Annotated in this window: 25 protein-coding genes and 1 riboswitch; of the genes, 14 read left to right on the forward strand and 11 right to left on the reverse strand. The window is 71.9% G+C overall.

Translation table 11 applies throughout. From position 1 onward, the window contains the following. Positions 1 to 393 precede the first annotated feature (393 nt). The 6 genes from CGL27_RS46770 (at position 394) to CGL27_RS46795 (ending at position 6,454) form a co-directional block, all read left to right on the forward strand. Positions 394 to 1,293 (forward strand): Gfo/Idh/MocA family oxidoreductase, encoded by a 900-nt coding sequence (locus CGL27_RS46770; RefSeq protein WP_119993817.1) that lies wholly within the window; start codon positions 394 to 396, stop codon positions 1,291 to 1,293. Between the two features lie 88 nt (positions 1,294 to 1,381). Continuing rightward, complete coding sequence (locus CGL27_RS46775) at positions 1,382 to 2,125, forward strand: beta-phosphoglucomutase family hydrolase (protein WP_119993818.1); 744 nt, start codon at positions 1,382 to 1,384, stop codon at positions 2,123 to 2,125. Beyond that, positions 2,122 to 4,467, forward strand: a complete 2,346-nt coding sequence (locus tag CGL27_RS46780; protein WP_078646248.1) for a glycosyl hydrolase family 65 protein — start codon at positions 2,122 to 2,124, stop codon at positions 4,465 to 4,467. The genes CGL27_RS46775 and CGL27_RS46780 overlap by 4 nt, the downstream gene beginning before the upstream one ends. Positions 4,468 to 4,535: 68 nt before the next feature. Continuing rightward, positions 4,536 to 5,573 carry a PHP domain-containing protein gene (locus tag CGL27_RS46785; RefSeq protein ID WP_119993819.1) on the forward strand — a complete coding sequence of 346 codons (1,038 nt, stop codon included), beginning with the start codon at positions 4,536 to 4,538 and terminating at the stop codon, positions 5,571 to 5,573. A 150-nt stretch (positions 5,574 to 5,723) separates the two neighbouring features. Further along, positions 5,724 to 6,197, forward strand: a complete 474-nt coding sequence (locus CGL27_RS46790) for a hypothetical protein (RefSeq protein ID WP_162953216.1) — start codon at positions 5,724 to 5,726, stop codon at positions 6,195 to 6,197. A gap of 5 nt (positions 6,198 to 6,202) precedes the next feature. Beyond that, entirely contained in the window at positions 6,203 to 6,454 is a 252-nt protein-coding gene (locus tag CGL27_RS46795) for a hypothetical protein (RefSeq protein ID WP_162953217.1), read from the forward strand. A 7-nt stretch (positions 6,455 to 6,461) separates the two neighbouring features. On the opposite strand, the gene CGL27_RS46800 is transcribed toward CGL27_RS46795, so the two are convergent. Further along, entirely contained in the window at positions 6,462 to 8,363 is a 1,902-nt protein-coding gene (locus tag CGL27_RS46800) for a glycoside hydrolase family 97 protein (RefSeq protein WP_119993822.1), read from the reverse strand. Between the two features lie 192 nt (positions 8,364 to 8,555). On the opposite strand from CGL27_RS46800, the gene CGL27_RS46805 reads away from it, so the two are divergent. The 5 genes from CGL27_RS46805 (at position 8,556) to CGL27_RS46825 (ending at position 13,995) form a co-directional block, all read left to right on the forward strand. Next, a complete protein-coding gene (locus CGL27_RS46805) occupies positions 8,556 to 8,765 on the forward strand; it encodes a hypothetical protein (protein ID WP_119993823.1) in 210 nt (69 codons plus the stop codon). Between the two features lie 223 nt (positions 8,766 to 8,988). Beyond that, on the forward strand, positions 8,989 to 10,914 hold the full coding sequence (locus CGL27_RS46810) for an NAD-binding protein (protein WP_119994884.1): 1,926 nt from the start codon (positions 8,989 to 8,991) through the stop codon (positions 10,912 to 10,914). A 93-nt stretch (positions 10,915 to 11,007) separates the two neighbouring features. Beyond that, positions 11,008 to 11,137: riboswitch (cobalamin riboswitch) on the forward strand. A 59-nt stretch (positions 11,138 to 11,196) separates the two neighbouring features. Continuing rightward, a complete protein-coding gene (locus tag CGL27_RS46815; RefSeq protein WP_078646254.1) occupies positions 11,197 to 11,580 on the forward strand; it encodes a hypothetical protein in 384 nt (127 codons plus the stop codon). A gap of 156 nt (positions 11,581 to 11,736) precedes the next feature. Next, positions 11,737 to 13,542, forward strand: a complete 1,806-nt coding sequence (locus CGL27_RS46820) for an FAD-binding dehydrogenase (protein WP_119993824.1) — start codon at positions 11,737 to 11,739, stop codon at positions 13,540 to 13,542. Between the two features lie 111 nt (positions 13,543 to 13,653). Next, on the forward strand, positions 13,654 to 13,995 hold the full coding sequence (locus CGL27_RS46825) for a hypothetical protein (protein WP_119993825.1): 342 nt from the start codon (positions 13,654 to 13,656) through the stop codon (positions 13,993 to 13,995). A gap of 52 nt (positions 13,996 to 14,047) precedes the next feature. On the opposite strand, the gene CGL27_RS46830 is transcribed toward CGL27_RS46825, so the two are convergent. Both CGL27_RS46830 and CGL27_RS46835 read right to left on the reverse strand, forming a co-directional pair. Further along, entirely contained in the window at positions 14,048 to 15,064 is a 1,017-nt protein-coding gene (locus tag CGL27_RS46830) for a DMT family transporter (RefSeq protein ID WP_119993826.1), read from the reverse strand. Beyond that, a complete protein-coding gene (locus tag CGL27_RS46835; protein WP_119993827.1) occupies positions 15,061 to 15,666 on the reverse strand; it encodes a TetR/AcrR family transcriptional regulator in 606 nt (201 codons plus the stop codon). Before CGL27_RS46835 ends, CGL27_RS46830 begins: the two co-directional genes overlap by 4 nt. Positions 15,667 to 15,848: 182 nt before the next feature. On the opposite strand from CGL27_RS46835, the gene CGL27_RS52745 reads away from it, so the two are divergent. Beyond that, complete coding sequence (locus tag CGL27_RS52745; RefSeq protein WP_240450875.1) at positions 15,849 to 16,070, forward strand: isochorismatase family protein; 222 nt, start codon at positions 15,849 to 15,851, stop codon at positions 16,068 to 16,070. 111 nt (positions 16,071 to 16,181) lie between these two features. Here the strand turns inward: CGL27_RS52745 and CGL27_RS46845 are convergent, their stop codons facing one another. Continuing rightward, positions 16,182 to 17,408 (reverse strand): MFS transporter, encoded by a 1,227-nt coding sequence (locus CGL27_RS46845; RefSeq protein ID WP_205587861.1) that lies wholly within the window; start codon positions 17,406 to 17,408, stop codon positions 16,182 to 16,184. 140 nt (positions 17,409 to 17,548) lie between these two features. Between CGL27_RS46845 and CGL27_RS46850 the strand changes: the two genes are divergently transcribed. Both CGL27_RS46850 and CGL27_RS46855 read left to right on the forward strand, forming a co-directional pair. Further along, positions 17,549 to 18,541: a helix-turn-helix domain-containing protein gene (locus CGL27_RS46850; RefSeq protein ID WP_119993829.1), complete on the forward strand. Its 993-nt coding sequence runs from the start codon at positions 17,549 to 17,551 to the stop codon at positions 18,539 to 18,541. A 101-nt stretch (positions 18,542 to 18,642) separates the two neighbouring features. Continuing rightward, positions 18,643 to 19,101, forward strand: coding sequence for a MarR family winged helix-turn-helix transcriptional regulator (locus tag CGL27_RS46855; RefSeq protein WP_119993830.1), 459 nt, complete (start codon positions 18,643 to 18,645; stop codon positions 19,099 to 19,101). Positions 19,102 to 19,191: 90 nt separating this feature from the next. Here the strand turns inward: CGL27_RS46855 and CGL27_RS46860 are convergent, their stop codons facing one another. The 7 genes from CGL27_RS46860 to fae form a co-directional block, all read right to left on the reverse strand. Beyond that, positions 19,192 to 20,058, reverse strand: a complete 867-nt coding sequence (locus tag CGL27_RS46860) for an RNA polymerase sigma-70 factor (protein WP_119993831.1) — start codon at positions 20,056 to 20,058, stop codon at positions 19,192 to 19,194. Then, on the reverse strand, positions 20,055 to 20,636 hold the full coding sequence (locus tag CGL27_RS46865; RefSeq protein ID WP_119993832.1) for a carboxymuconolactone decarboxylase family protein: 582 nt from the start codon (positions 20,634 to 20,636) through the stop codon (positions 20,055 to 20,057). The genes CGL27_RS46860 and CGL27_RS46865 overlap by 4 nt, the downstream gene beginning before the upstream one ends. Positions 20,637 to 20,747: 111 nt before the next feature. Continuing rightward, a complete protein-coding gene (locus tag CGL27_RS46870) occupies positions 20,748 to 21,917 on the reverse strand; it encodes an iron-containing alcohol dehydrogenase (RefSeq protein ID WP_119993833.1) in 1,170 nt (389 codons plus the stop codon). A 47-nt stretch (positions 21,918 to 21,964) separates the two neighbouring features. Next, positions 21,965 to 22,900, reverse strand: a complete 936-nt coding sequence (locus CGL27_RS46875; protein ID WP_078646264.1) for an NAD(P)-dependent oxidoreductase — start codon at positions 22,898 to 22,900, stop codon at positions 21,965 to 21,967. 74 nt (positions 22,901 to 22,974) lie between these two features. Continuing rightward, the gene (locus CGL27_RS46880) at positions 22,975 to 24,495 is read right to left on the reverse strand and encodes an aldehyde dehydrogenase (protein WP_205587862.1); all 1,521 of its coding nucleotides are present in this window, start codon (positions 24,493 to 24,495) and stop codon (positions 22,975 to 22,977) included. Next, positions 24,492 to 25,604, reverse strand: coding sequence for a mandelate racemase/muconate lactonizing enzyme family protein (locus CGL27_RS46885; protein ID WP_078646266.1), 1,113 nt, complete (start codon positions 25,602 to 25,604; stop codon positions 24,492 to 24,494). Before CGL27_RS46885 ends, CGL27_RS46880 begins: the two co-directional genes overlap by 4 nt. Next, positions 25,601 to 26,140 carry a formaldehyde-activating enzyme gene (gene fae, locus CGL27_RS46890; protein WP_119993834.1) on the reverse strand — a complete coding sequence of 180 codons (540 nt, stop codon included), beginning with the start codon at positions 26,138 to 26,140 and terminating at the stop codon, positions 25,601 to 25,603. Before fae ends, CGL27_RS46885 begins: the two co-directional genes overlap by 4 nt. Positions 26,141 to 26,144: the final 4 nt, after the last annotated feature.

The raw sequence follows: 26,144 nt of genomic DNA on the forward strand, positions 1-26,144 counted from the left end.
GGCCGCCTCCAGCGCGCTCTGCCGCGCCGACGCCGACTTCGCCCGGTCGGGCCGGTGCTCGCTGGTGGAGGCGCAGGACGGTACCGCGGCCCCGCACAGCAGCAGGACCGCCGCGGCCCGGACCGTGGCGCGCCGCCGGAACGCACGGGAGTGGGAGCGGGACGAGCCACGGGCCACGGGTTCCTCCAGCGGTGAGGGTGGGCTTCGGCCGTCACCCGCACCGTGGCCGGCCATGGCCTCACCCTGGCACCGCCCCCGCCCACCGGCATCCGCCCGACGGCCAAGCGAGGGAGGGGCGCACCGCCCTCGGCCGAAGCGCGCGGGCCGCACCGGCGTAGGATCGCGGCCGACTCCGGGGAAGGCCCCGGGACTTCGCGCGGAGGGGGACGGACAGTGCGGTTCGGACTGCTGGGCACCGGACACTGGGCGGCCGAGACCCACGCGGCGGCGCTCGCCGCGCACCCGGTGGCCGAACTGGCCGGGATCTGGGGCCGCGACCCGGCGAAGGCACAGGCGCTGGCGGACCGCTGGGGCACCCGCGCCCACCCGGACGCCGACGCGCTGATCGCCGACGTGGACGCCGTGGCCATCGCCCTCCCGCCGGACATCCAAAGCGGCCTCGCCGAGCGGGCCGCGCTGGCCGGGCGCCATCTGCTGCTGGACAAGCCGCTGGCCTTCGGCACCGAGGAGGCCGACCGGATCGTGCGCGCCGTGGACGAGCGCGCACTGGCCTCGGTGGTGTTCTTCACCAACCGCTTCGCGGCGCCCGTCGAGACCTTCCTCCAGGAGACCGCGGCGGCCGGTGGCTGGGACGGCGGCCGTGCCACCGCCTTCGCCTCGATCTTCCAGCCCGGCGGCCACTACGGCGGATCCCACTGGCGGCACGAGCGCGGCGGACTGTGGGACGTCGGCCCGCACTCCCTGTCCGTCCTGCTCCCGGTCCTCGGCCCGGTGGCCGAGGTCACCGCCCTGGACGGGCCGCGCGGCGCCGCGCATGTGCTGCTGCGCCACCACTCCGGCGCCATCGGCACGCTCGCGCTCACGCTGGACGCCCGGCCCGCCGCCCAGGGATTCTCCTGCGACTTCTACGGCGAGCGGGGGATCGCGGTGGTCCCCGACGCCGGGACCACCGCGGTGGCGGCCTTCGGCACGGCCGTCGACCGGCTGCTGCGCGGTGCCCGCGATGGCGGCGCGGCCGACCCCTGCGATGTACGGTTCGGCCGCGAGGTCGTCGCCGTCCTGGAGGCCGCCGACCGCTCCCGCCGCGAGGGGCGCACCGTCGTACCGCGCTGAGTGAGGGTGGCGATGCGCAGAGTGGCGGAAGGCCCTCATCCGCCGCCACTCCCCGCATATTCCGGCGTTCCCGGGGGAATCGGGGGCCATGACCAAGCTCAGCCTGCCCGATTCCATCCGGGCCTGCCTGTTCGACCTCGACGGCGTGCTGACCAGGACCGCGGTGGTGCACGCGGCGGCATGGAAGCAGATGTTCGACGAATTCCTGCGGCGGCGCGACGGCCCCTCCTTCCGTCCCTTCGACTCGGCCCGCGACTACGACGAGTACGTGGACGGCCGTCCACGCGCCGACGGGGTGCGCACCTTCCTGGCCTCCCGGGACATCGATCTCGCCGAGGGCGAGCCGGACGATCCGCCCGACGCGGACACCGTGCACGGCCTGGGCAACCGCAAGAACATCCTGGTCCTGGCGAAGATCCGCGAGGAGGGAGTCGAGGCGTACCCGGGCTCGGTGCGCTTCGTGGAGGCCGCGCGCGCCGAGGGCCTGCGGATCGCGGTCGTCTCCTCCAGCGCCAACTGCCGCGATGTGCTGGTCGCCGCCGGTATCGAGGACCTCTTCGAGGTGCGGATCGACGGTGTGGTCGCGGCCGAGCGCAAGCTGCCCGGCAAACCGCACCCCGACACCTTCCTGGAGGCCGGACGGGAGCTGGACACCGCCCCCGAGGCGGCCGCCGTCTTCGAGGACGCCCTGGCGGGCATGGAGGCCGGGCGCTCGGGGCGCTTCGGCTGTGTCGTCGGCGTGGACCGGGTGGGCCAGGCCGACGCGCTGCGCGCCCACGGCGCGGGCATCGTGGTCAAGGATCTCGCCGAGCTGCTGGAGGACGACTCGTGATCACCGATTCCTCGTATGTCGTCGACCCCTGGGTGCTGCGCGAGATCGATCTCCGGCTCGATCTGCTGCCCCAGAGCGAATCGGTCTTCGCGCTCTCCAACGGCCATATCGGCTGGCGCGCCAATCTCGACGAGGGGGAGCCGCACGGGCTCCCCGGCTCCTATCTCAACGGCGTCTACGAACGGCGTCCGCTGCCCTACGCCGAGGCCGGATTCGGCTATCCCGAGGCCGGCCAGACCATGATCAACATAACCAACGGCAAGATCATCCGGCTGCTGGTGGACGACGAGCCCTTCGATCTGCGCTACGGACGGCTGCGCTCCCACGAGCGCGTGCTCGACCTGCGTGCCGGGGTGCTGCACCGGACCTGCGAATGGACCTCCCCCTCCGGCACCAGTGTGCGGGTCCGCTCCACCCGGCTGGTCTCCCTCACCCAGCGGGCCATCGCCGCCGTCGCCTACGAGGTGGAGGCCGTCGACGCCCAGATCCGCGTCGTCGTCCAGTCCGAACTGGTCGCCAACGAGCAGCTTCCCGAACGCGCCGGTGACCCCCGGGTGGCCGAGGCGCTGGAGTCCCCGCTGACCCCCGAGGAGAACGCCGCCGACGACAAGCGGCTGCGGCTGATCCACTGCACAGACGACAGCGACCTGCGGGTCGCGGCCGCCGCCGACCACCTGATCACCGGGCCGCCGCCCACCCGCCACGCCAGCGAGAGCGGCGACGACGTCGCCCGTCTGACCATCACCTCGGTGCTGGAGCCGGGCCAGGTCCTGCGGCTGGAGAAGCTGGTGGCCTACGGCTGGTCGGGCGCCCGCTCGCTGCCCGCCGTACGGGACCAGGTCGAGGCCGCGCTCGCCGGGGCCGCCAGCACCGGCTGGCGCGGCCTGGTGGATCAGCAGCGCGCATGGCTGGAGGACTTCTGGTCCCGCGCCGATGTGGAGGTCGAGGGCGACGCCGAGATCCAGCAGGCTGTGCGCTTCGCCCTCTTCCACGTCCTGCAGGCCGGCGCCCGCGCCGAGGAACGGGCCATCCCCGCCAAGGGCCTCACCGGCTCCGGCTACGACGGCCACACCTTCTGGGACACCGACACCTTCGTCCTGCCCCTGCTCACCTACACCTTCCCCGAGTCCGTGGCCGAGGCGCTGCGCTGGCGCCAGTCCATCCTGCCCGCCGCCCGGGAGCGGGCCCAGCAACTGGGCCACGATGGCGCCACCTTCCCCTGGCGCACCATCGACGGCTCCGAATGCTCCGGCTACTGGCCGGCCGGCACCGCCGCCTTCCATGTCAACGCCGATGTGGCGGACGCGGTGGTGCGCTATGTCGCCGCCACCGGCGACGAGGAGTTCGAGCGCGAGACCGGCGTGGAACTGCTGGTGGAGACCGCCCGGCTGTGGCGCTCCCTCGGCCACCACGACCACCACGGCCGCTTTCATATCGACGGGGTGACCGGCCCCGACGAGTACAGCGCCCTCGCCGACGACAACGTCTACACCAACCTCATGGCCCAGTCGAACCTGCGGGCCGCCGCGGACATCATCGAACGCCACCCGGACAAGGGCTCCGAACTGGGTGTCGACGACGAGGAGGCCGCCGCCTGGCGGGACGCGGCCGAGTCCATGTCGGTCCCGTACAACAAGACCCTGGGCGTCCATGAGCAGTCGGCGGACTTCACCGGCCACCAGGAGTGGGACTTCCAGGGCACCCGCGCCGACCAGTATCCGCTGATGCTCAACTTCCCCTACTTCGACATGTACCGCAAACAGGTCGTCAAACAGGCCGACCTGGTGCTGGCGATGTATCTGCGCGGCGAGTGCTTCACCGAGGAGCAGAAGGCACGCAACTTCGACTACTACGAACGGCTGACGGTCCGGGACTCCTCCCTGTCCGCCTGCACCCAGGCCGTCATGGCCGCCGAGGTGGGCCAGCTGCGGCTCGCCTACGACTACTTGGGCGAGGCGGCCCTGATGGACCTGAAGGACCTGGAGCACAACACCCGCGACGGTCTGCACATCGCCTCGCTCGCCGGCACCTGGATCGCCCTGGTCGCCGGGTTCGGCGGGATGCGGCACCGCGACGGCAGGCTGGAGTTCTCGCCCAAGCTGCCCGAGAAGCTGGCCCGGCTCGCCTTCACCCTGCAGGTGCTGGGCCGCAGGCTGCGCGTGGAGATCACCGGCCGCAGTGTCACCTATTCCCTGACCGAGGGCGCCCCCATGGAGATCCGGCACTACGGCCGGCCCATCACCGTCTCCGAAAAGACACCCCAGACCCGCGACATCCCCGAGCTGACGGCGCGTCCCGAACCCCATCAGCCCCCCGGCCGACGCCCGAACCGCCGCGCTTGAGACGCGGAGGCACACACAGCGCGGACGACGGACACGGCGCGGACGACGGACACAGCGAGGAGCGCGCGATGGACCCCCTGGAGGCCCTGGACCGGATCGCGTTTCTCCTGGAGCGCGCCCAGGCGCCGACCTACCGGGTCCGTGCCTTCCGTACGGCCCAGGCGGTGCTCGCCGGCCTGGACCCCCAGGAGGTCGAGCGGCGGGTCACGAACGGCACCCTTCGGTCGCTCAAGGGGTTCGGGCCGAAGACCTCGCAGGTGGTCAAGGAGGCGCTGAAGGGCCAGGTGCCCGGGTATCTGGCGAACCTGGAGGCCGGGGCCGCCGAGGCCGAGCCCGAGCCCGACGAGGACGCGGCGAAGCTGTGCGCGGCGCTGCGCGGGGACTGCCATATGCACTCCGACTGGTCCGACGGCGGTTCCCCGATCGAGCTGATGGCCCGTACGGCGGCGCGGCTGGGGCACGCGTGGGCGGTGCTCACCGACCATTCCCCGCGGCTGACGGTGGCCCGCGGCCTCTCGGCGGACCGGCTGCGCGCCCAACTCGACGTGGTGGCGGAGCTGCGCGCGAAGCTGGCTCCTTTTGAGCTGCTCACCGGGATCGAGGTGGACATCCTCCCCGACGGTTCCCTGGACCAGGAGCCGGAGCTGCTGGACCGGCTGGATGTGGTGGTGGCCTCGGTCCACTCCAAACTGCGGATGGACGCCCGCCCCATGACCCGCCGGATGGTCACCGCAGTCAGCGATCCGCTGGTCGATGTGCTGGGCCACTGCACCGGACGGCTGCTCGGCGGAAAGCGCCCCGAGTCCGCCTTCGACCATGAGGAGGTCTTCGGCGCCTGCGTGGAGGCGGGCACCGCCGTGGAGATCAACTGCCGTCCGGAGCGGCTGGATCCACCGCGCAGGCTGTTGCGCGAGGCCGTCCGGGCGGGGACCTTCTTCTCCATCGACACCGACGCCCATGCGCCCGGCCAGCTCGACTGGCAGCGCAACGGATGCGCCCGGGCCGCGCAATGCGGGGTGCCGGTGGAGCGCGTCATCACCACCTGGACGGCCCGGCAGCTCCTCGAGTGGACCCGCACGCGCCGGCCCCCGCGCCGGGCGAGCTGACGGCCTCCATCAGCCATGCGCGTCAGCGGCTATACGCGAAATGCACGATGAATTCACCTATTTGCGGTAAGTCCTCACATCATCTCCCTCGGCTGGACTACCGTACAGGCGTCGCACGCCCCGCCGGGGGCTGGCGTACCGGGGGAACGCATGACGGATATGACGGAGCTGGACGACGCCGCCATCGAGCGGATCCTGACGATGGTCGACGCCTCGGCGCGCGCCGTCGCCGAGAACGAACACGAGGAGCTCTTCGAGAAGTTCGCCGAGGAGACGCGCGCCCGTCGGCGGTTGCCCGGCGCCGGGGAATTCTTCGACGACCTCAGCGGGGCGCCCGCGGTCGACACCCATGTGTACCTCACCATCGGGCTGTCCGTGCTCGGCCAGATCGCCTTCACGGTGCTCTCGACGGCGACCGACATGGCCCTCCAGCGCGGACTGCGGGACGCCGTCGGCTATCTCAAGCGCTGCGTGCGCGGCGACGCCGCCACCGGCGGGACGGACACCGAGGAGGGCGAGGACAGCACGGCGGGGCTCGCCCGGCGGGTGACGGTGGAGCTGATGCTTCCCCCGGAGGTGGACCCGGACACGGTACGGACCGTCGTCGGGTCCTGGTCACACTGATGGAGATGCGGGCGGACGCCGAGGCGGTCACGGACGCGGAGTCGGCGGACCGGCTGTCCGCCCTCCTCACCCAGCAGCAGGAGAAGAACCCGACGCGGCAGAAGACCGACCGGCTGCTGGCCCTCTCCCGCGGATGGACCGGCGGCCACCCCGCCCCCTACGCCCGTGCCGTCGCCGCCGCATGGGTCTTCGCGGCCGGTGTCTGTCTTCCGGCGATCGGGCTCTGGACGGGCGTCCTGGACGGGGTGTCCGAATGAGGGATGGTCAGGGACGGTCGCAGGTCGACAGGCCGGGCCGCCAGCGGCAGGCGATGGCGGCGAACCCGCCGTCCGCCGTCACCGGCACGGACAGCGTCTGCCCGCCGCGCACCACCGTGGGCGTGCGGACCAGACCGTCCGGGCCGTCCAGGAGCAGATCGACGAGCCAGCGGCCCTTCTCCAGCCGCAGCGGCACCTCGGCGGTATGGGCGGGGCCGGTGAACGTACCGCCGATGAACCACCGGGAGCCGCTGGCGCGGGCGAGCACCGCGCTCTCACCGGGCCGCCCGGTCAGCAGCCGGGTGCGGTCCCAGGCGGCGGGGATCTGCTCCAGGAAGCGGCGGGCGAGCGGACGTGCGTCATACGACTCCGGGGTGCCCGCCAGGTCCTGGATACCGGATTCGTAGAGCACCGACAGGCCGACTTCCCCCGCGTCCGAACCCGCGTTGGGGCGCTCGGCCCGGTGGAAGGCCCCGGGGGTGAAGTCCATGGAGCCGATGACGTTGCGGGTGAAGGGCAGCGTCGCCAGATGCTGCGGAGTGTTGGTCCGCTTCTCCTCGCCGTTCACGCCCTCCATCGACATCACCTGCGGCCAGGTGCGCTGGATGCCCTTGGGGATCGTCGAGCCATGGAAGTTGACGAGCAGATGGTGGTCCGCGGTGGCCTTGAGGATCTCGTCGTACCAGCGCAGCGTCTCCTGGGCCTCGGAGTCCATGAAGTCGATCTTCACGCCCTTGACCCCCCACTTCTCCAGCGTGGGCAGCCACAGCTCGCGCTCCTCGGCGGTGTCGAGGTCGCGGTGGTGGATCCAGACCTGGATGCCCACATGCCGCTCGCGCGCGTAGTCCACGAGCCGCGGAATCCAGCTGTTGCGCGGCCAGTCGGGATCGGTGACATCCCACTGGTCGGGGTCGAAGTACCAGCCCGCGTCCACCACCACATACGGCCAGCCGCGCTGGGCCGCGTAGTCCACGTACCCCTTCTGCATCGACAGGCTCTGCCCGGCCGGCTTGCCGCCCGCGAGCCAGGTCCACAGCGCGGGTCCGGGCCGGATCCACGAGGTGTCGGCGACCCGCGACGCGGGCGCCAGATCGTCGGTGAAGGTGGACTGGGTGACGGTCCCCAGATCGCCCACGATCAGCGCGCGCCAGGGCGTGCTGAGCGGTCCGTCGGACGTGACCCGCTGATCCCAGAGCCCGATGCGGTACGTGGGCTGCCCCTGCTGATGGATCAGCCGGGCGGCGGAGTAGCGGCCGGTGAGATCCGACTCGGCGATCAGGGCGTAGCCGCCCGCCGTCTCGAAGAGCGCCTGAGCCATGTACTCACCGGTGGGCGCGGTCGCCGCGGTGTACTCCTTGAACAGGTTCTCGTTGTCCTTGCGGTAGTCGCCCAGCCACGCGGCCGCGTCCGACGGCAGGGTGAAGGCCGCGGTCTCGCCGAGGACATCACCGCTGCCGGACGGCAGGACATAGCGATAGGCGACCCCGTCGTCCGAGACCCGCACCACGAGGTCCAGCCGGGCGCTCCCGCTGCCCCGGAAGCGGAAGCGGGTCTCGGTCATCCGGGCCGTGCGCGAGCGCTCCTTGCCGACCGTCGACCGGTAGCGCTCCACGACGGTGCGGTCGTGGCGCCCCAGATAGCGCAGCCCGTGCGACAGATCCGCCCGTTCGGTGACGATGCCCACGGGTGAGGGCTCGACCACCGTCCGTCCGCCCCGGGACACCTGGAGCGTCAGCGCTCCCGAGGCTCCGTCGAGCCGCAGTTGCGCGAGGGGACCGGAGTGGGGTGAGGGGCCGCGCACGGTCCAGGCGGAGTCCTTCGCCTGCGCGGGCCCGGTGATGAAGAGCGTCATGGCCAGGACGCCGCAGAGCAGAAATGCCACAGCGGAGCGTCGGTAAGATCTCGGCATCGTTGCCTCCCGAGGCGGATACGTTACCGAGTCATCCGATAACTGGGGAGGGGTCGGGCGCTATTACGTCCCGTCAGGGGGCATTGGCGCAGGAGAGATCGGATCTATGGCTGGGCCGCTTCCCGGGACGGAGCCACGGGTGGAGGGTCGGCGGATGGACTCGCGTACGGTCCGGACAGGGAGGCGTACACGATGAGCGGCACGGCTCGACCCGGCGACCCGGACCGGGCGACGGCGAACCGGGCGACGGCGAACCGGGATCCCGACCCGGACCCGGCGCCCGCCGAGCCCGAGGGCGGGGAGCCCGCCTGCTGGCTGGATCGGGTCTGCGCCGACTGCGGCGCGATCCAGGACACCGCGCCCTTCGCCCGCTGTGCGCGCTGCGGAGCCCCGCCGGAGTGAGCGGACGGGCCGTCCGGTCGCCGGCCCCCGGCGCCCAACTCCCTTGGGCGGCCCACCAGGTACGGTCTGATCATGACCGCCGGAGCGCGGGTGCCGGCCGCCGGAGACCGCGGCCGCCTTACCCCGCCCGGACGACCCACGGCATCACGGACCAACGGGGGGCTTCGCCGTCGTGTTCTCCACCTCCACCTCGGACCCGCCGTCCCCCTCGGGGACGGCCCACATGGTCGTCTGCGGTGACGACGCGCTCGCCCACCGCCTCGCCGCCGAGCTTTACTACGTCTACCGGACACGGGTGACGGTCGTCATCCCCGGCGGCACGCCCGTGGCGGACCCGGCGGGGCAGCAGGTGGCGGGATGGCGGCAGGGCGGCCGTACCTCCGCGTTCTTCGGCCGGTTCAGCGCGGCCGTCGGACGGATCCCGCTGCCCAGGCAAGCCGCGGACGACCCCGCTGCGGACGGGGGAGTGCGGGTCATGGAGGTCCCGGCGCTCGACGAAGAGGTGCTGACCGAGGCGGGTGCGGAGCACGCGACCGCGCTCGCCCTGGTCCATGACGACGACGAGGCCAACATCCACGCCGCACTGCGCGCCCGCCGCCTCAACCCCCGGCTGCGGCTGGTGATCCGGCTCTACAACCGCAAGCTCGGCCAGCATCTGGAGGAACTCCTCGACGAGGCGGCGCGGGTGGCCGATCCCGGTATGGACGCGGCGGAGCTGGACGCCACCACCACCGTACTGTCGGACGCCGACACCGCGGCCCCCGCGCTGGCGGCCACCGCCGTAGCGGGCACCAGCAAAGTGCTCCAGGCCGACGGGCTGCTGCTGCGCGCGGCCGAGCGCACCCCGCCCGGCCCCGACGAGGTGGCCCGCCCGGGGCTGTGCACCCTCGCCCTGCTCTCGTCCACCACCAGCGACCCCGGCGGCAGCGAGGGCTCCGACAGCAGCGGGGACGAAGGGCCCAAGCTGCTGCCCGGAGACGAGGAGGTGGCCGCCGCCACCGGACGCGACACGGTGGTGCTCGAGGCCGTCTCCGCCACCGGCCCACCGCTGCCGCCACGGCGGCTCGGCACTCGCAGACTGCCCCTCGCCTCGCTGTTCTCCCGCCGACTGCGCTGGTCCGTCGCCGGAATGGCGATCGCCGTGCTCGCCCTCACCATCGCCTCCTGGCAGTTCACCGGAGCCGGTCTGCTCCGCGCCGCCTACCTCACGGTGCTGGACGTGCTGGCCATCGACGACCCGGCGCTCGACGAGCCCACCGGACGCAAGGTCCTCCAACTGCTGTCCGGGCTGACCGGACTGCTCATGCTGCCCGTCCTGGTGGCCGCCGCGCTCGAGGCGCTGGGCACCTTCCGCACCGCCTCCGCGCTGCGCCGCCCTCCGCGCGGCCTCTCCGGCCACGTCGTGCTGCTCGGGCTCGGCAAGGTCGGCACCCGGGTGCTGGCCAGACTCCGGGAGATGGACATCCCCGTGGTGTGCGTGGAAGAGGACCCCGGAGCGCGCGGCATCCCGCTGGCCCGCAGACTGGGGGTGCCGACGGTCATCGGCGATGTCACGCAGGAGGGCGTCCTGGAGGCCGCCAAGATCCAGCGGGCACACTCCCTGCTCGCCCTGACCAGCGTCGACACCACCAACCTGGAGGCGACGCTGTACGCCCGCTCGGTCAAGCCCCGGCTGCGGGTGGCGCTGCGCCTGTACGACGACCGCTTCGCCACCGCCGTCTACCGCACACTGCGCGCGGCCCATCCGCGGGCCCTCACCCGCAGCCGCAGCGTCTCCAGCCTGGCGGCCCCGGCGTTCGCCGGGGCGATGATGGGACGTCAGATCCTGGGCGCCATACCGGTCGAGCGCAGAGTGCTGCTCTTCGCCGCCCTGCATGTCGCCGGGCATCCGCAACTGGAGGGGCGTACCGTCGCCGAGGCGTTCGCACCGGGCGCCTGGCGGGTGATCGCACTGGACGCGGCGGAACCCGCCGACCGGCAACGCGACCTCGCCGCGGCGCCTCCTTACGACGGCGCCACCCAGGCGCCCTCCCTGGTGTGGGATCTGCACCCCGGCTATGTCCTGCGGCCGCACGACCGCGTGGTGCTGGCGGCCACCCGCCAGGGCCTGGGCGAAATCCTCGCGGGGGTGGCGGCCCGCCACAACTGACGTCCAGCCGCCCGTGGCGCTCGCGGGAGCGGGGGCCACGTGGTGTGGCGGTGCCCGGGATGCGATGATGCCGGGCGACAAAGGCGACGGCGGAACGAGGAAGCCGGTGTGAATCCGGCGCGGTGCCGCCACTGTGATCGGCGAGCGGATCCCGAACAGGCCACTGCCCGTACGCGCGGGTGGGAAGGCCGGGACGAGCATCGACCCGAGAGCCAGGAGACTCACGCGGTCGCCTCCTCGACGGAAACCGGGGCGGACTTCCCCGGAGGAGGGTGATGCGGCATGCCTGTCAGGCCGACCGACCCGGTGCCATGCCGGGTGACCGTATGCCGGGACTGCTGTTGCGGCAGCCCCAAGGTGACCGGAATCGACCATGCGGCACAGATCGCACGGCTCGGTGAGGAGGCGCCCGTACGCGTCTCCGGGTGTCTGGACGTCTGCGATCAGGCCAATGTGATCGTGGTGCAGCCGTCGGCGGCCGGACGTGCCGCCGGGGGCAGGCCGGTGTGGCTCGGCCTGGTCAACGACCCGGAGGCGACAGAGGACGTCGTGGCCTGGGTCACGGCGGGCGGCCCCGGTGTGGCGCCGCTGCCCGACATCCTCGATCTGTACGCCTTCTCGCCACGGCGGCGCGCCTCGCCCGAGCCGTCATCCGGTGGGCGCTGACCAGCCGAAGTGCCCTACGGCTTCCGGGAGTTGCTCATCGGGAGCAGGAGTCTGGCGGCCCCGCACCCTGTGGGCTACCGTCGGTAACATGTTGCCGTCGCGGCAACCCCCTGCGCATCTCCCGCACCCTCCGAACCCCCTTCCGGAAGGCCGCCCATGGAGAACTCCACAGAGAACGCCGCCTCGCTGGCCGGGATCAGCCGCCGCCGTGCCCTGACGGCTGCGGGCGGTGTGCTCGCCGGCGCCGCGCTGGCCCAGGCGGCGGGTCCGGCCTTCGCCGCCTCCGGGGCGTCCTCGGAGGCGGACGCCATCGTGGTCGGCGGCGGGCTCGCCGGGCTGGTCGCCACGGCGGAACTGACGGCCGCGGGACGCAAGGTGCTCCTCCTCGACCAGGAGCCCGAGAGCAACCTCGGCGGCCAGGCGTTCTGGTCCTTCGGCGGCCTGTTCTTCGTGGACTCCGAGGAACAGCGGTTGATGGGCGTCAAGGACTCCCACGAACTGGCCTGGCAGGACTGGCTCGGCACGGCCGGCTTCGACCGCGGCGTCTCCGATCCCGGCGGCCAGGACTACTGGGCCCGCAAATGGGCCGAGGCGTACGTGGACTTCGCGGCCGGGGAGAAGCGGTCCTGGCTGCACGGGCTCGGCGTGCAGTGGTTCCCGATCGTCGGCTGGGCCGAGCGCGGCGGCGGCCTGGCGGACGGGCACGGCAACTCGGTGCCGCGCTTCCACGTCACCTGGGGCACCGGTCCGGCCGTGGTCGAGCCGTTCGAGAAGAAGGTGCGGGCCGCCGCGAAGGACGGGCGGGTGACCTTCAAGTTCCGGCACCGGGTGGACGATCTGGTGGTCACCGGCGGTGCCGTCACCGGGGTCAGCGGCGCGATCCTGGAGCCGAGCGACGCCGCCCGCGGCAAGCCCACCTCGCGCACCGTGGTGGGCCAATTCGAGCTCAACGCCCCGGTGGTGATCGTCACCTCCGGCGGTATCGGCGCCAACCACGATCTCGTACGGCGGAACTGGCCCGACCGGCTCGGCTCACCGCCGAAGTTCATGGTCACCGGCGTCCCGGCGTATGTGGACGGTCGGATGCTGGCGATCACCGAGAAGGCGGGCGGACGGATCGTCAACCCCGACCGCATGTGGCACTACACCGAGGGCCTCAGGAACTACGCCCCGATCTGGCCGGGCCACGGCATCCGCATTCTGCCGGGCCCCTCGTCGATGTGGTTCGACGCGAAGGGCAAGCGCTTCGCCACCCCCGACATCCCGGGCTACGACACCCTGCACACCCTCGGGACGATCACCGCCACCGGCTATGACTACTCCTGGTTCGTCACCACCCAGAAGATCATCGCCAAGGAGTTCGCGCTCTCGGGCTCCGAGCAGAACCCGGACCTGACCAACAAGGACATCCTGCAACTCCTCTCCCGCATCTGGCAGACACCCGAGCCGATCCAGCGGTTCCGGGACAAGGGCGAGGACTTCGTCGTCGCCAACACCCTGCCCCAACTGGTCGCGGGCATGAACAAGTTGACCGGCGACAACCTCATCGACCTGGCGGACCTCACCCGGCAGGTCGAGGCCCGCGACCGCGAGATCGCCAACCCGTACACCAAGGACGTCCAGGTCATGGGCATCCGCAACGCGCTCGCCTACCCCGGGGACACACTCAGCCGCACCGCCCCCGCACACCGGATCCTGGACCCGTCCGCCGGACCGCTGATCGCCGTGCGCCTCAACATTCTCACCCGCAAGACCCTCGGCGGCCTCCAGACCGACCTCTCCGGCCGCGTCCTGGACGCCTCCGGCAACCCGATCACCGGTCTGTACGCGGCCGGTGAGGTCTCGGGCTTCGGCGGCGGGGGAGTGCACGGCTACCGCTCCCTGGAAGGCACCTTCCTCGGCGGCTGCCTGTTCTCGGGCCGCGCCGCGGGCCGTGCGGCGGCGGCCGCGACCGCGACCTGAACCGGCGGGCGCATCGGCGGTGGCGCACCGGGCACATGGCAGACTCCTCCTGCGGTCCGCGGGCGGCCGGGAGCATCCCCGGCCCGTCAAGTCGCCGGGGCAGGGGGGCGCATGGGCGGGGACGATCCGCATATCCATGTCGAGTCGAAGGTCGTCCGAGGCGTCGCCGCCGTCCGCGACATGATGGCGTCCACCTTCGGCCTGGCCGGTGACCTGCCGAGCCGCATCGCCACCGGATGCGGGATGCGGGCGCCGTACGCGATGACCTCTCCGCGTCCGGAGAACGTCACCTGCCTTGCCTGCCGTGAGTACGCGCGGCTGGAGCATCCGCGCTTCGCCGACGAGCTCGAACGGCTGGGGCGGATGCCCGGATCGACCATCAGCACGGCCCGGGCGAAGCTGGCCGCGGACCGGCATCGCGACCTGGCGGAGCGGTTTTCCGCCGCGGAGTGATGGGGCGGGCGGCGGAGCGTTCGCCGCCCGCCCCGCTCGTCGACGGACTCCGCTACGGCACCCGCCCCGGGCCTGGCTGAGCAACCGTGTGCTCCGCCACTGTGCGCTGTGGCGGCACGCCTTCCGGCCGCTGTCGGCGCCGCCTGGAGACGGCTGTGGGGGCGGTGAGGACGGCCAGGCAGGCGAGGACGAGCGCGATGCCGGTCCAGCCCACGGCGGGCAGCCGTTCGCCGATGACCAGCACGGCGAGGACGGCGGCGACGGCCGGTTCGAGCAGGGAGAGCGTGGTCGCCGTGCTCGCGGGCACATGCGCCAGTCCCCAGCCGAACAGGACGTAGCCGGTGAACATGGGCACCACCGCCATGTAGGCACCGACGGCCAGATTGGACCCGGAGTCCAGGAGTGGCGCGCCGGTGACCAGGAGGACGGGCACCAGGAGCAGTCCGCCCAAGCCGAAGACCGTGCCCATCGCCGCGCGGGAGACGATGCCGTGGGTGATCAGCCGGTGCGCCGCCCAGGAGTAGAGGGCGTAGGTCGTGGCCGCGATGAGGCCCAGCCCTACGCCGAGCATCGTGGCGGCCATGGATGGCTGCCCCCGGTCGCCGGGGTCCTGAGTGGCTTGGGCCGCGCACAGCATGAGGGTGCCCAGGAGGCCCAGGGTGGCGCCGAGTGTCCAGCGGCGCGTCAGCCGGCGCCGGTCCATGACGCGTTCGATCACGGCTGAGGCCAGTGGTGCCATGCCGATCGACACCACCGTTCCCACCGCCACTCCGGCCAGGTGCATCGAGCTGTAGAACGCCAAGGGGTAGACCGCGACCGCGAACGCGCCGAGCAGTACGGTGCCGCGCCGCGCACGCAGCCGCGGGGCCTGACGGGCGATGCGGGGGGCGGCGACCAGGGCTTGGAGCAGTCCGCCCAGGCCCATGGCGACGGCGCCGATGGCGAGGGGCCCGACGCCCGGGGCGAAGGTCGACGCGGTGCCGGTGGTGCCCCACAGCACGGAGGCGGCGAGCACGCACAACGATCCGGCGCCCGCCGAACGGGCGCCGTGTCCGGTGGGCCGCCTCACAGCCTGTCCAGCAGGGCCGCCGCCATCGCGCGGGCGTGCCGCAGCCGGTTGTCGTCGCCTTCCAGGCCGGCCCGCGCCATCGCGCCCTCCAGCAGGAACGACAGATGCTCCGCCATGGTGCGCACATCGTCGGGGCGGTCGGGCAGCAGCTCTTCGAGGTGCCCGGCGATCAGGCGCTCGACCTCCTCCTTGTGGCGGCGTACGACACTCCGCCCCTCGTCTCCGGCGGGCAGCTCGGCGGCCGCGTTGAGCAGTCCGCAGCCGCGAAAGCCGCGCTCGTAGGCGAACGCCGCGTGATCGGCGTAGGCGTCGAAGGCCGCGAGGACGCCGTCGCGGGGGTTCTGGGTCTGCTCCAGCCGTGACGCGTACAGCGCGAGCCACTCCTCGTGCCGGGCGTCGAGATAGGCCCTGACGAGATCGGACTTGGAGGAGAAGTTGTTGTACAGGCTCATCTTCGCCACGCCGGCTTCGGTGGTGATCGTGTCGATTCCGGTCGCGGTCACGCCGTCGGCGTAGAAGCGCCGCGCGGCAGCCGCCAGCAGGCGCTCCCGCGCGGGCCGCCGCCTTCCGGGATCCGTCGTCCTCGTACCGGTCTCACTCATCGCATGCATCCCGACAGACTAGGTAGGTAGGTCTACCTACTGTAGCTGGTCATGAGGAACCCGGGAAGTGGGTTTCACCAGCAGCCGGTCCCCGACACCTGATCTTCCAGAGGGCAAGGTCGGCCTGCCGGACAATCTGCGCGCCGTCGTCGGCGCCGCCCGGCAGTCCGGGGGTGCCGGTGGTGTTCGTCCCGCACCGCCGCTGGGAGCCGGGTGACTACGAGTCGTGGACCCACCCCAACCCGACCCAGCGGAACATCATGGTCCGGCACAGCTTCGCCCGGGACACCTGGGGCGGGGAGTTCCATCCCGACTTCCGGCCGCGGCCGGGGGAGGTGGTGGCCCATGAGCACTGGGCGCAGAGCGGGTTCGCCAACACCGACTTGACGCCAAGCCCGAGATGACGGATTCCGCGCACGAGTTGAACGGCCCCACCTTCGCCCATGCCATCCTCACCACGAGCGAGCTCCTCACCACGTTGCCGGAGGAGGGCTCCGGGGCGTAGCGGCGGTGCTCTACGGCGTGGGGCCTGAGCCGGAACCGACGACGCGGCCCGCCGGGATTTCCCCACGTGGCGGGCTCTCCCGGGATCGGCGCAGCGCCGGCAGGTGGCGGACCAGGGCGATCCCGGTGAGGAAGGTGACGAGTGCGCACACGCCCCACCAGCCGACCCGGCTCCAGACCTGGACGCCGAGCCAGGAACCCGCGCTGCCGCCCAGATAGGCGCAGGTCATATAGGCGGTATTGAGCCTGCTGCGGGCGTCCGGGCGCAGGGCGTAGACCCGGGCCTGGTTGGCGACCATGCCGGACTGCATCGCCACGTCCAGGAGCAGCGTGCCGACCGTCAGGGCGGCCAGGCCCGGCGTTCCGCCCCGGGCGCCGGCGGCGAGAATCACGGCGGAGACGAGGACCCCGAGCAGGCAGACGAGATTCACCGGATCGGGCCCTCGGCGGTCCACCAGGCGGCCGGCGAGCGGGGTACAGACCATGGTCGCCGCGCCGACCAGGGCGAGCATGCCGACGGCCTGGGCACCCAGCCCGTAGGCCGGACCGGCGAGGAGGAGCGCCAGACAGGTCCAGACGGCCGAGAATCCGGCGAAGACGGTCGCCTGGTACAGGCAGGAGCGGCGCAGCTCAGGCTCGGTGCGCAGCAGCCGCAGCGGTTCGGCCAGGAGCGCGGGGTAGGACTGCCGGGAGGCCGGGGCCGGGGCCGTGGCCGGTACCGTGAACGCCAGGACGGTGGCGAGGAGCAGGGCCAGGACCGCGGCCACGAGATAGGGGGCCCGCCAGCCCAGCCATTCGCCGAGCGTGCCGCTGAAGGTGCGGGCCAGCAGCATGCCGCCGGTCGATCCGCTCAGCAGAGTGCCGATCACCGCTCCTCGGCGGTCGGCGGCCACCAGTCCGGCCGCCAGGGGGCCCACGATCTGCGCCGCCACGGTGGTCAGGCCGACGACGGCGCCGGCGGCGACGAGGGGCGGCAGGGCCGGTGCGCACCCCGCGGCGAGCAGGGCCAGGCCGGTGAGGGCGAGCAGGACGACGAGGAACGAGCGGTGCGGGATCCGGTCGCCGAGCGGCACCAGCAGGACGATCCCGGCCGTGTAGCCGACCTGGGTGGCGGTCACCACCAGGGCGGCCGAGTCGGCCGACACTTGCAGGCCCTCGGCGACCAGCGGGCCGACGGACTGCGGGAAGTAGATGTTGCCCACCGCCACCGCGCAGGTGACGGCCAGGATCAGGAGCATACGGCGGCTCATTCGTCAGTCCGCCGGCCCATCGGCGGCACCGGTCGCCACGGCCGTTGCCTGTGCATGCGTGGGATGCGTCATGGGCTGAAGTCCATGGCACCGGTGTGCCCCTGCCAATCGATGTAGCGTATGGCTTAATGATCAGCTTTGTGCTCGATGTCGAGGACCTGGCGGACACGCGGTTCGCCGTATCGCCCTTGAACGAGACGGTGTTCAGCCTGCGAGTGCTGCACGATCCGAGCCTGTCCGCGGTGCATCTCCCGTGGCGCGGATCCGTACTCGGCGGACTCGGCGATCTGGACACGGACCTGCTGATGTCCCTGGTGGCGCGGAGACGCACCCTCCCGGACTTTCTGACTCCGCGGCCCGCGAGTTTCGCCCCGGCCTTCGAGGACGAACTGGCCGTCGTCCGCCGGACCCCTCCCGACCTGGTCCGCCGCGACCTGCTGGCCACCCATGCGCCGGACCCGTTGCCCCCAGCGCTGCGCGACGCCACCGCCGCCGACGACGCACCCGTCGCCGCACTCCGCGACACCCTCTGCGCACTCCTGAGGCAGTACTGGGAGACAGCCATCAAGCCGATGTGGCCGCAGATGCGACTCGTCGTGGAGGCGGACATGACCTACCGCGCGCGGCAACTGGCCATGGGCGGCGCCCGCCTGCTCTTCGCCGATATGCACCCCAATCTGCGATGGCACAACGGGGTGCTGTACATCGCCAAGATGATCAGCCGGCACCAGGTCGCGGCATCCGGCCGGGGCCTGCTCCTTCTGCCCTCGGTCTTCGCGCACCAGCCCGCACCTCCGGTGAGCCCGGAGGAACCTCCGTCGCTGGTCTATCCCAGCCGCGGGGTGGCGACGCTCTGGGCCTCGGTGCCCACCGACGGCGCGCCCGCTCTCGTGTCGCTCATCGGCGCGCCCAGGGCGAGGCTTCTCGGCCTCCTGGCGGAGCCACTGCCCACCGTCGAGCTCGCCCGTCGCCTCAGGGTGACGCCGAGTGCCGTCTCCCAGCACCTGCGCGTGCTGCATGCCACCGGACTGGTCACCCGGGCACGCCACGGACGGCAGGTGCTGTACCGGCGAAGCACCCTCGGCGACCAACTCGCGGCCCCGGACGGGTCGTACGGGTGAGGTGGCGACCGCGGGGGTCGAGAGTCCTTGACTTCACGTCAGGTTGAACTTTTACGGTCGGTTTCCTCGAACGAGTTCAAGCAAAGACGGAGGGACCGGCCATGGAGTACTCCCACAGCGACGCCGAACTGATACGGCAGCCCATCGGCTACTGGAGTTGGGCGGCCTACAAAGCCGTTGTCACCCGCATCCAGGCCACGCTCGCCGGGATCGGCACCACCCAGCCACAGTGGTGGGTCCTCGCGCAGGTCGCCCACGCCGACCCCGCGAAGACCCGCGAGGAGGTGTCCGGTCTCCTCAGCAACTATCTCGAAGCGGGTCCGGAAGTCATGGAGGAGGAGATCGACCGGACCATCGCCCAGGGCTGGATCACCGAGGACGCCGAGGGACGTCTGGGCATCACGGCGGAGGGCAGAACCTTCTTCGACAAGGCCGCGGCCCTTCAGGACGAGCTGTGGACGGAGCGGCACGCGGGCATCTCCGACGAGGAGTACCTGACGACGGTCAAGGTGCTGCAGCGATTCATCCACAACACGGGCGGACATGCCTGGCACCACTAGGGAGGGCCGGCCCCCCGTGCGGTCGTGGGTGTTCCGGGCGGTTTCCCACCGCCCGGAACGCCCACGGCACTCCCCAGAGCCGCGGCGCGGCTACCTGGCGAGTTCGGCCGGTACATCCAGCCGGGTCAGCTTCCGTGGGTTTCTCACCACGTAGATCCGGGCGATGCGCCCGTTCTCCACCAGGAGGCTCACCGCGGACGGTTCGCCGTCGAAGGCCAGCCGGCCCGCGGGCGCGCCGTTGAGCCATACGGGCGTCGTCTCGAACGCGGCCACCACCTGGTTCGCGCGCGCCAGCAACTTCGCCACTTCTTCGACGCCGTGGATCGGAGCCCGCGCGGCGGCCACCACCCCGCCACCGTCGGCGATCATGACCACGTCCGGCGCCATGATCTCCATCAGCTCCCGCACCTGCCCGGTCCGCAGCGCGGCCAGGAACCGCTCCACCACGGCCTGCTGCTCCGAGCGGCTCACCCGCATCCGCGGCCGCCGGGCCGCCACGTGCTCGCGGGCCCGTCGCGCGATCTGCCGCACCGTGGCCGCGGATTTCCCGATGGCCTCGGCGATCTCTCCGTAGGGCATGTCGAAGACCTCGCGCAGCACGAACACCGCCCGCTCGGTCGGCCCGAGTGTTTCCAGGACGGTCAGCATCGCGATCGACACGCTCTCCGCGAGTTCGATGTCCTCGGCGACATCGGGGCTGGTCAGCAGCGGCTCCGGCAGCCACTCGCCGACGTATTCCTCGCGGCGGCGTGACAGCGTCCGCAGGCGGTTGAGCGCTTGGCGGGTGACCGTGCGGACGAGGTAGGCCCGCGGGTCACGCACCTGCGACCGGTCGACGTCGGCCCACCGCAGCCAGGACTCCTGGACCACGTCCTCCGCGTCGGCGGCCGACCCGAGCATCTCGTAGGCGACCGTGAACAGCAGACTGCGATGGGCGACGAACGGGTCCTCGGTCATGCCGTGGACGCTACGCCGGACGGCCGCGCTCCACGCGCGGCCAGCGGAATCCCGCAGACGTCGGAGTAGCCCTGCGAGGTGATTCCGTGCGCCGTATTGCACCTGCTCGCGAAGTTGGCGAAGCCGATGTACACGGTGAGTTCGACCAGCGCCGCCGGGCCGAGCCGGTCGAGCAGGCTCGCGGACAGCTCATCGGTGACGGTCGGCGGCGTATTCGTCATGGCCTCGGCGTACTCCAGGACGTCCCGCTCCAGCGGTGTGAACGCCTCCGACTCCCGCCAGCGCGGCACCTGGCTCGCCTTGGCCAGGTCCAGGTTCTGGTTCAGCGCGAGGAAGTAGTTGACGTCGAGGCACCAGCTGCAGCCGATCTGTGCAGCGACCGCCATATGCGCGAACGTCTTGAGGCTCGCGTCGGCCGTGTCCCACGCGCCCAGCTTGGCCGCGAACTCCCGGTTCGCCTCGGCGACCTGGGAGTTGTTCCACAGCACCTCGTCGGGTTCGGGCACCTCACCGAGCTGCTCGAGCAGGGTTTCCCGGAGCTCGGTGGGGAGCTCCGCCTTCGGAACGCGTAGCGACATGGTGTTCTCCCTGTGCGGTTGCCTGTTTGGCATGAAGACACCGCCGGGTCCGCGCATGTGACAGCCGTCGCCACCGTGCCCGGATCTCAGGGGCACGGTGGCGCGCCACGGTCAGTAGGTGGTGGTGAGGATGTCCAGGACCTGGGTGTGATCGGGGGACAGGGGGTTGTTCGTCGTCACCGCGTCCGCCACCGCCCCGGCGGCGATGGCGGGCAGCATGCCGCGGTCGGCGCCGAGCGTCCGCAGGGGGCGCTTCACATCGACGGCGCCCGCGATCTCGCGTACCGCTTCGATGGCTGCCCGCGCCCAGTCTCCGTCGGCGGGCGGTGCCAGGCGCATGGCACGTGCCACCTGCTCGTAGGGGCCCTGCGCGGCGGGGGCGTTGAACTCCATCACCTCTTCGAGGACGGCGGCGAGGGCGACGCCGTGGGGAGTGCCGGTGTGCGCGGTCAGCGCGTGGCCGATGCCATGGACCAGCCCGAGCCCGGAGAGGCTGAGTGCCTGGCCCGCGAGATGGGCTCCCAGCATCAGTTCGGCGCGGGCGTCGAGGTCCGCGCCGTCCCGGTATGCGGCGGGCAGGGCGTGGCTGACCATGGTCACGGCCTGTGTGGCGTAGGCGGTGGAGACCGGGTTCGCGCCACGCGAGGCGAGTGACTCGATGCCGTGGACGAGGGCGTCGATACCGGTGGCGGCGGTGGCGGGCGCGGGCAGGCCCAGGGTGAGCTCCGGGTCGAGCAGCGCGATGCGCGGCTTCACGGAGGGGTGGCCGATGTAGACCTTGCGGCAGGCGGTGGTGTCCTCGATGACCCCGAAGCCGTTGGTTTCGGCGCCGGTGCCGGAGGTGGTGGGGATCGCGACGAGCGGGAGTCCGTCGGCCGCCTCCCAGAGTTCGTCGGCGTCGGCGGCCGTGGCCTTCGGGTTGCCGACCAGCAGGGATATGCCCTTCGCCGCGTCGAGTACGGAGCCACCGCCGAGGGCGACGACCGCGGCGGTGCCGAACGTACGGGCTCGTGCGGCACCCGCGTCGACGTTGGCGGTGGAGGGATTGGGGGCCACCTCGTCGTAGACGGCGTACTCCAGCCCGGCGGCCCGGAGGGCCTTGAGGACCGGCTCCAGGACGCCCGCGGCGCGCAGGCCGTGGTCGGTGACGACGAAGGCGCGATCGTGGCCGGTCGCCGCGATCAGTGCGGGGAGTTGGCCGATGCGGCCGGGGCCGAACTCGATACGGCAGGTGGGGTCGATGCTCAGCGGCGTGGGACCGCCGGGCCCGGGAGAGGTCATGGGGTGCGGCTCCTGGCGTCGTGGTGCGGGGTGGCGTTCGCTCGTTCTCAGACCGCGAGTGTCGCGTCGGCCGGCGCGATGGTCGGGTCGGGCAGCCGGAACTCCTGCCCGGCGAGGGCCTCGTAGAGGCGGACGGGGCTCATCTCACCGGCGAGTTCGCCGTGATGGGCCTTGGAGCGGCGGTAGATCTGCTCGACGAGGGCGGACAGTTCGGTGGACACGCCCAGGTCGCGGCCGAGGTCGACGGCGAGCCCCAGATCCTTGCAGGCGAGCGCCATGGCGAACGAGTCGTCGTAGTCACCGTCGGCGAGGATGGACATGAGGTCTTTCTCGACGAAGGCGGAGGCGGCCGGGCTTGCCAGCAGCGAGCTGCGCAGCGTCCCGAGGTCGACGCCCGCCTTGACGCCCATGGCGAGCACCTCGGAGGTGGCGACCACGTGGCTGAACCAGAGCAGGTTGAGCATGAGCTTGACGGTGTAGCCCGCGCCGGGCGGGCCGACGTGCAGAATGCGGTCCGGATCGCCCATGGCTTCGAGGACGGGCAGGGCGATGCGGAAGTCGTCGTCCGTACCGCCGGCGAAGATCTGCAGTGCTCCGGCCTCGGCGCCCCGTGCCATGCCGCTGACCGGTGCGTCGAGCCGGCGCACCCCGCGCCCGTCCAGGACGTCGGCGGCGACGCGGTCCGCGGCCGCGGGGGTCGAGGTCGACATGTCGATCCACAGGGCGCCGGGCGGCAGGGCCTCGGCCGCGCCACCGCGCAGCAGTACGTCCTCGACGATGCGCGGGGTGGGGAGCATGGTGATCAGGAATTCCGCGCCTTCGGCACAGGTCGCGGGGGAATCGGCCCAGCGGGCGCCGAGCGCCAGATGCTCGGCGGCGGCCTCGGGCCGGGTGTCGTGCACGGTGACCAGGTGGCCCGCGTGGATGAGATGGCGGGCCATGTGGCGTCCCATGTTGCCCAGGCCGATGAAACCGATCCTCATCGTTGTCCTCGCTGTGGTGAGAAGAGAAAAGTAAAGAAGAGAGGGGTTGGACAGGTCCGTGCACCGTGGCCGGTTCAGGCCAGGTTGATCCAGGTGGTCTTCAGCGCGGTGTACGCGTCCAGCGCGTGCAGGGACTTGTCCCGGCCCGCGCCGGTGGCCTTGAAGCCGCCGAAGGGGGTGATGACATCGCTGGCGTCGAAGGTGTTGATCCAGACCGTCCCGGCCCGCAGTCGCTTGGCGGCGCGGTGGGCGACGGCCACATCACGTGTCCAGACGGAGGCGACGAGCCCGTAGTCGCTCTCGTTGGCCAGCCGGATCCCCTCGTCGGCGTCGCCGTCGTAGGACACGATGGCCAGGACCGGGCCGAAGATCTCCTGCTGGCCGACGGCGGAGGTGTTCACCACCCCGTCCAGGACGGTCGGTTCGACATAGCTGCCGCCCGACTCGGTGAGGGTGCGTCCACCGCCGAACACCACGCTCGCCCCGTCCTCCACACCGCGTTCGATGTAGCCGAGGACCGTGGCCAGCTGGGTCTCGTCGACCAGGGGGCCCATGACGGTGGCCGGGTCGAGCGGGTCGCCCACCCGGAAGGTCTCCGCGGTGATCCGGCGCAGGGCGTCCAGCAGCCGGTCCTTGACGGAGGCGTGGACCACGACGCGGGAACCGGCGTTGCAGGTCTGCCCGGCGTTGTAGAAGATGCCCCAGGCCACGGCCGACGCGGCGGCCTCGATATCGGCGTCGGGCAACAGGAGCTGGGGCGACTTGCCACCCGCCTCGACGGCCACCTGCTTGCCATTGGACTCGCCCGCGTACACCTGGAAGAGCCGGGCCACCTCCGCCGAGCCGGTGAAGGCGATCTTGTCGACCTCCGGGTGGCGGCCCAGCGCCTGTCCGGCGACCTCGCCGCGGCCCGGGACGACGTTGAACACCCCGTCCGGCAGACCCGCCTCGGAGGCCAGGGCGGCCAGCCGCAGGGCGGCCAGGGAGGTCTGCTCGGCCGGCTTGAGGACGACGCTGTTGCCGGTGGCCAGGGCCGGTCCCAGCTTCCAACTGGCGATCAGCAGCGCGTAGTTCCACGGGACGACCGCGCCGATGACGCCCAGGGGCTCCCGGGTGATCAGGGCGATCGCGTCGCCCGGGGTCGGTGCCACCTCGTCATAGGTCTTGTCGATGGCCTCGGCGTACCAGGCGATGGTCTCGGCGGCCTTGTCCACGTCGATCCGCACGGACTCGGTGATGGGCTTGCCCATCTCCAGCGTGTCGAGAAGGGCCAGCTCCTCGGCGTTCGCCCGGATCAGATCGGCCCAGCGCAGCAGGACGCTCTTGCGCTCCTTGGGCGGGAGGTCGCGCCACCGTCCGTCCTCGAAGGCGGCGCGCGCGCCGCGTACGGCACGGTCCACGTCCTCGGTCCCGGCCGCCTGCACCTTGGCGAGCACCGAACCGTCGCGCGGCGAGGCGCTGGTGAAGGTGTCGCCCGAGAGGGCGTCGGTGAAGCGGCCGTCGATGAACAGCCGGGTCTCGATGGTGAGTGTGCCGGCCGCGGCCACCCACTGGTCGTACGAACGGGCGAGCAGGGCGTCGATGCCGTGCGTCATGTGATCCTCCACCGGTCGATCGCGTCTTCGTCGAGTTCGATACCGAGGCCCGGCCTCGCGGGGATCTCGAGGTCGCCCTCGCTGTCCACCCGCACCGGGTCGGCGAGCATGAAGTCCCGGCGCTCCGGGGTCCACCCGGGCGGGTCGTAGGGGAACTCGAAGAACGGGCCGCCGCCGACCCCCGCCGCCACGTGCAGATTGGCGAGCACGCCGATGCCGTTGGTCCAGCTGTGCGGGGTGAAGTGGCGGTGCTTGAGCTGGGCGATTTCCGCCAGGGTGCGGGCGCGGTGCATGCCGATCGCGAGCACCACGTCCATCTGGTAGATGTCGAGGGCGTCCTCTTCGAGATAGCGCAGCAGCTCGGTGGGGGAGTGGTGCATCTCGCCGGCCGCGATGCGCACCCCGGGGTTCTCGGCCCGCAGGCGCTTGAAGCCCGCCAGGTCGCCGTAGGGCAGCGGCTCCTCGACCCAGAACACATCGAGCTCGGCCAGGCGCGCGATGGTCTTGCGGGTCCGGGCGAGGTCGGTGGCGCCCGCGGTGTCGCCCGCCATGCGCCACGACTGGTTCAGGTCCACCATGATCTCGAAGTCCGCGCCCAGTTCCTCGCGTACGGCGCGGACCGCGGCGATCCCCTCGTCCACACGGTTGCGGTCGATGCGTATCTTCATCGCGCGGAAGCCCGCCTCGCGTACCTTCAGCGCGGTGGCGACACGTTCCTCGGGCGACTTGAGCTCACCGCAGGAGGCGTAGGCAGGCAGCTTCTTGGCCGCGTTGCCGAACAGCTCAGCCACCGGGCGGCCGTGGACCTTGCCGATGATGTCCCACAGCGCCGCCTCCAGCGGCCAGTAGTGGGCGCCGTGGAAGTTGGCGGTCTCGATGGCCTTGACGTGCCGGGTGATGTCGAGCGGGTCCTCGCCGACGAACAGGTGCTTGTAGGTGTCGAAGCCGTCCATCAGATCACCGGAGCCGATACCGGTGATCCCCTCGTCGGTGTGGACGCGGACGATCGTCGCGTCGAAGTGGCGCCGCGGCTCGGGGTCCCACGCGGCCCGGAACGGCGGGTCCAGCTCCAGGCGCAGCCGGTCCAGGGTGATGTCCGTGATCTTCATCGGGTGAGCACCTCGGGGGTGGGGGCGTAGAACGGGTTCGCCGGGCCTTCCTCGGCGGCCGCGAGGACATCGGCCACGGTCGGGGTGCCGGTCACCGCGGCCCGCACCGCCTCGTACGCGGCGGCGCGCTGATTGCGGAAGGACACGTCCAGGTCGTCGACCGCCGGGTTCACCCAGATCGCGGCGATGATCAGCAGATCGTCGGCCTCCTCGGCGGGCAGCAGACCGTCCCGGACCGCGTCCGTGACACCCTGCGCCAGACCGGCCTGGGCGGAACCCCACGTGGCGCGCTGGTGCAGCTCACCTTCCGCGGCGGCCTTCGACACGAACAGCGTCAGCGGCTTCACCGGGACCGAGGGCCGCACGATCGTCATGAAGGGGACGTGTCCGGCGCTGGGCGTGGCCAGAGCCGTGGCCCACGCCGTCTCGACGGGTCCGCCCTTGCGTCCGATCACGACGTTCGTGTGCGCGGCGTTGGCACCCTCCCCGGCGAAGGACTCGCCGACGAGGGCGGTCGGGGCAAAAGGCGATGGCATGGGG

Source organism: Streptomyces sp. 11-1-2 (genome assembly GCF_003595545.1).
Taxonomy (GTDB): Bacteria; Actinomycetota; Actinomycetes; order Streptomycetales; family Streptomycetaceae; genus Streptomyces; species Streptomyces hygroscopicus_B.

What these genes read in the sequence shown, in the direction of transcription:
- CGL27_RS46795 (WP_162953217.1), top strand. Translation starts at nt 6,203, where the DNA reads ATGCGGGCGGACGCCGAGGCGGTCACGGACGCGGAGTCGGCGGACCGG.
- CGL27_RS46775 (WP_119993818.1), top strand. Translation starts at nt 1,382, where the DNA reads ATGACCAAGCTCAGCCTGCCCGATTCCATCCGGGCCTGCCTGTTCGAC.
- CGL27_RS46815 (WP_078646254.1), top strand. Translation starts at nt 11,197, where the DNA reads ATGCCTGTCAGGCCGACCGACCCGGTGCCATGCCGGGTGACCGTATGC.
- CGL27_RS46855 (WP_119993830.1), top strand. Translation starts at nt 18,643, where the DNA reads ATGGAGTACTCCCACAGCGACGCCGAACTGATACGGCAGCCCATCGGC.
- CGL27_RS46860 (WP_119993831.1), bottom strand. Translation starts at nt 20,058, where the DNA reads ATGACCGAGGACCCGTTCGTCGCCCATCGCAGTCTGCTGTTCACGGTC.
- CGL27_RS46835 (WP_119993827.1), bottom strand. Translation starts at nt 15,666, where the DNA reads ATGAGTGAGACCGGTACGAGGACGACGGATCCCGGAAGGCGGCGGCCC.
- CGL27_RS46875 (WP_078646264.1), bottom strand. Translation starts at nt 22,900, where the DNA reads ATGAGGATCGGTTTCATCGGCCTGGGCAACATGGGACGCCACATGGCC.
- fae (WP_119993834.1), bottom strand. Translation starts at nt 26,140, where the DNA reads ATGCCATCGCCTTTTGCCCCGACCGCCCTCGTCGGCGAGTCCTTCGCC.
- CGL27_RS46885 (WP_078646266.1), bottom strand. Translation starts at nt 25,604, where the DNA reads ATGAAGATCACGGACATCACCCTGGACCGGCTGCGCCTGGAGCTGGAC.
- CGL27_RS46785 (WP_119993819.1), top strand. Translation starts at nt 4,536, where the DNA reads ATGGACCCCCTGGAGGCCCTGGACCGGATCGCGTTTCTCCTGGAGCGC.
- CGL27_RS46810 (WP_119994884.1), top strand. Translation starts at nt 8,989, where the DNA reads ATGGTCGTCTGCGGTGACGACGCGCTCGCCCACCGCCTCGCCGCCGAG.
- CGL27_RS46800 (WP_119993822.1), bottom strand. Translation starts at nt 8,363, where the DNA reads ATGCCGAGATCTTACCGACGCTCCGCTGTGGCATTTCTGCTCTGCGGC.
- CGL27_RS46865 (WP_119993832.1), bottom strand. Translation starts at nt 20,636, where the DNA reads ATGTCGCTACGCGTTCCGAAGGCGGAGCTCCCCACCGAGCTCCGGGAA.
- CGL27_RS46850 (WP_119993829.1), top strand. Translation starts at nt 17,549, where the DNA reads ATGATCAGCTTTGTGCTCGATGTCGAGGACCTGGCGGACACGCGGTTC.
- CGL27_RS46790 (WP_162953216.1), top strand. Translation starts at nt 5,724, where the DNA reads ATGACGGATATGACGGAGCTGGACGACGCCGCCATCGAGCGGATCCTG.
- CGL27_RS46845 (WP_205587861.1), bottom strand. Translation starts at nt 17,408, where the DNA reads ATGCTCCTGATCCTGGCCGTCACCTGCGCGGTGGCGGTGGGCAACATC.
- CGL27_RS46880 (WP_205587862.1), bottom strand. Translation starts at nt 24,495, where the DNA reads ATGACGCACGGCATCGACGCCCTGCTCGCCCGTTCGTACGACCAGTGG.
- CGL27_RS46825 (WP_119993825.1), top strand. Translation starts at nt 13,654, where the DNA reads ATGGGCGGGGACGATCCGCATATCCATGTCGAGTCGAAGGTCGTCCGA.
- CGL27_RS46805 (WP_119993823.1), top strand. Translation starts at nt 8,556, where the DNA reads ATGAGCGGCACGGCTCGACCCGGCGACCCGGACCGGGCGACGGCGAAC.
- CGL27_RS46870 (WP_119993833.1), bottom strand. Translation starts at nt 21,917, where the DNA reads ATGACCTCTCCCGGGCCCGGCGGTCCCACGCCGCTGAGCATCGACCCC.
- CGL27_RS46820 (WP_119993824.1), top strand. Translation starts at nt 11,737, where the DNA reads ATGGAGAACTCCACAGAGAACGCCGCCTCGCTGGCCGGGATCAGCCGC.